The 1,735-nt window shown below is 65.5% G+C and carries 2 protein-coding genes; both read left to right on the forward strand.

From position 1 onward, the window contains the following. Positions 1 to 720, forward strand: a 720-nt coding sequence (locus H9640_RS18825) for a GtrA domain-containing protein (protein WP_318243846.1), incomplete at its 5' end; no start/stop codon positions are given. 11 nt (positions 721 to 731) lie between these two features. Further along, positions 732 to 1,735: glycosyltransferase family 2 protein (locus tag H9640_RS18830; protein WP_191792304.1), on the forward strand; the 1,004-nt coding region annotated here is incomplete at its 3' end.

Below are 1,735 nucleotides of genomic sequence, written 5' to 3' on the forward strand. Positions count from 1 at the left end.
CGTGAGAGTGAGTGTGTGATGTTCGGTCGGATTGGTCAGGCGTGGTCGGGGTTTGCTGAGCGGCGTCCGGGGGCGGCGCAGTTCTTGTTGTTCTTCGTGTTGAGCAATGGGGTGACGGTGCTGCAGCTGGCGTTGATGCCGGCGTTCAAGGCGGTGTTCGGGGCGACGGGGTTGGTGGACACGGGGTTTCAGGTGTTGCCGGTGGGGTCGAATCCGGATGGGTCGTCGTTCTTCGTGTTCGACTATGCGGCGGGGGCGTTGCCTGAGGGTGGGGGTGGGTTGGCGTACTTCTTGGCGGTGCAGGTGACGTTGTTGATCGCGCAGGTGATCAACTTCTTCGCTCAGCGCAACGTGACGTTCAAGTCGAACACCTCGATCTGGCGGGCGGCGTTCTGGTACGTGGTGGCGTACGTGGTGATCACGTTCGCGGCGGCGGCGTTGCAGGGCCTGTACAAGGCGCCGATCTACGAGCTGTTGATCGACACGTGGGGGTTGGGCAAGACGGGTGAGACCGCGGCCGACATGGTCACGATGATCATCAACAGTGCCCTATCGTTCTGGGTGTTCTTCCCGATCTTCAAGATCATCTTCAAGCGTGACCCCGAGGACCAGGCGCCAGAGCCGGGCGAGGTGGCTGGCCCTGCTCAGGTGGCGGGTGTGCCGGTGGCCGGGGGTGCGGGGGAGTCCTCGTCGTCGGCCCGTGCGGGCCAGGAAGTCTGAAGAGTGCGCTGATGTCCAAGCTGTTGACGATCGTGGTGCCGTGCTACAACTCTGCGGCGTACATGCACCGCAGCATCGACTCGCTGCTGGCCGGGGGCCAGCGGGTGGAGGTCTTGATCGTGGACGACGGGTCGTGGGACGCCACGGCCCAGATCGCGGACCGGTACGCCGCCGCCCACCCGGGGGTGGTGCGCGTGATCCATCAGCCCAACGGGGGTCACGGGGCCGCGATCAACACGGGCCTGGCCCACGCGCGCGGGCGGTTCATCAAGATCGTGGACTCCGACGACTGGCTCGAGGCCGACGCCTACGCCAAGGTCCTGGACCTGCTGGACTCCTTCGTCACCCAGGACACCGGGATCGACATGCTGGTCAGCAACTTCGTGTACGAGAAGGTCGACAAGCGCAACAAGACCGCCGTGCGCTACACCAACGCCCTACCCCAGGACCGGGTCCTGGGCTGGGACCAGGTCGGGCGCCTGCGCAAGAACCAGTACATCCTCATGCACTCCCTGATCTACCGCACCGACCTGCTGCGCGAGGTCGGCCTGGTCCTGCCCGAGCACACCTTCTACGTCGACAACCTCTACGCCTACGCCCCCCTGCCCGCGGTCCGACGCCTGTACTACCTGAACGTCGACCTGTACCGGTACTACATCGGGCGCGCGGACCAGTCCGTCAACGAGACCGTGATGATCTCGCGCGTGGACCAACAGCTACGCATCAACCGCACCATGATGGAACACCTGTCCGCAGCCCGCGCGAACCCAGCCACGCCCCGCGCCCTCAAGCGCTACATGCTGCACTACCTCGACATCGTGTCCCTGGTCTCCTCGATGCTCCTGGTCCGCGCCGGCACCCGCGAGTCACTACGCAAGAAGGACGAGTTCTGGGCCCACGTGCGCGCCTACGACCCCGCCCTGTACCGCCGACTACGCCGCACCACCCTGCACCAGATCTCCAACCTGCCCGGCAGACCCGGACGCCACCTGTCCGTCCTGGCCTACAAAGCCGC

Source organism: Oerskovia gallyi (assembly GCF_014836745.1).
GTDB classification, from domain to species: Bacteria; Actinomycetota; Actinomycetes; order Actinomycetales; family Cellulomonadaceae; genus Oerskovia; species Oerskovia paurometabola.